Below are 1,582 nucleotides of genomic sequence, written 5' to 3' on the forward strand. Positions count from 1 at the left end.
GAAACAGCAAACGGGTATTGGGACGTATCGCCGCACGCCATGCTTCGGGATCGGTCGCCGAAACAAAACTCACTTCGACGCCAAAGCGGGTCAGCAGGCCGGAAAACAGGTTGATAGTGGAACCAAACAGGCTTTGCGACGAAACAATATGGTCGCCGGCCTTGAGAAAGGTCAGCATCACCCCCTGAATGGCAGCCATGCCGCTGGCGGTGGCGATGGCCCGCTCAGCGCCTTCCAGTGCGGCCAGACGCTGCTGAAAAGCGGCCACGGTAGGATTGGTGAAGCGCGAGTAGGTATAGCCGTCTTTTTCACCCAGAAACATGGCTGCGGCATCGGCCGCATTGTCGAAAGTAAAACTGGAGGACAGGAATAATGCCTGACTGTGCTCGTTAAATTCGCTGGTTTCCCGGCCGGCACGGATAGCCAGCGTTTCGGGATGCAGGGTGTGCGCGTTCATGATGGTTTCTCTTTATTATTCGGGGTCAGAAAGCTGGATGGAATCCCTGTCGCCGGATCCGCACACCGACTCCCTGCCCCGTATTGTTTACATCAGATTCTGTTCGGCCACATTCAGGTTCAGGTCCAGCATCTGCGATTCGGGGCCTTCATTGCCCTTCTTGCGCGCGTTCTCTACCTTATCCAGAAATTCGTCATCAATGTCGCCGGTCACATAGATGCCGGAGAAACACGAGGTCTCGAAATGCTTGAGCTTGGAGTTGACGGAATGGACAGCCTCCTCCAGCGCCTCCAGATCCTGATAAATCACGGCATCGGCACCGATTTCACGCGCGATTTCTTCTTCGCTGCGGCCGGTAGCCAGCAACTCGGCCCGCGTCGGCATATCGATGCCGTAGACGTTGGGGAAGCGCACCGCAGGCGCCGCAGAGGCAAAGTAAACCTTTTTGGCGCCCGCATCGCGTGCCATCTGTACGATTTCGCGTGAAGTGGTACCGCGCACGATGGAGTCATCCACCAGCAATACATTGCGATCCCGGAACTCGCAACCAACCGGATTGAGCTTCTGGCGTACCGATTTTTTGCGCACGCCCTGCCCCGGCATGATGAAAGTACGGCCGATATAGCGGTTTTTGATAAAACCTTCGCGGTAGGGCAAGTTCAGGCTGATAGCCAGCTGCAAGGCACTGGGGCGACTGGTATCCGGAATCGGCACCACCACGTCGATGTCCAGGTCGGGCAGCACGCGACGCACCTTGTCGGCCAGCATATCGCCCATCACCAGACGCGCCTGATACACCGAGGCGCCATCGATCACGCTGTCAGGACGGGCAAAATAGACATACTCAAACAGGCAAGGCGCATGCTGGGCGCCTTCGGCCACCAGTTTGCTGTGAAAATCACCCTCGAAGGTCACGTAGATGCATTCACCCGGTGCCACATCGCGCAGCAGGCTGTAGCCGGAGCAATCCAGCGCCACCGACTCGGACGCGAGCATATACTCGGTGCGGCCATTTTGTTCGACCGTCCCGATCACCAGCGGGCGGATGCCATTCGGGTCGCGAAAAGCGACTAGACCGTAGCCTGCGATCATGGCAACCACCGCATAAGCACCCTTGACCCGGCG

General features: G+C 57.8%; 2 protein-coding genes. Both read right to left on the reverse strand.

The features are described from left to right. Positions 1-457, reverse strand: a 457-nt coding sequence (locus ACRC1E_RS10550; protein WP_438515055.1) for a PLP-dependent transferase, incomplete at its 3' end; no start/stop codon positions are given. A gap of 87 nt (positions 458-544) precedes the next feature. Beyond that, positions 545-1,582 (reverse strand): amidophosphoribosyltransferase (locus tag ACRC1E_RS10555; RefSeq protein WP_438515056.1); only part of this gene is annotated, 1,038 nt, incomplete at its 5' end.

The sequence above is a fragment of the Craterilacuibacter sp. genome (assembly GCF_051659485.1).
Classification (GTDB): Bacteria; Pseudomonadota; Gammaproteobacteria; order Burkholderiales; family Chromobacteriaceae; genus Craterilacuibacter.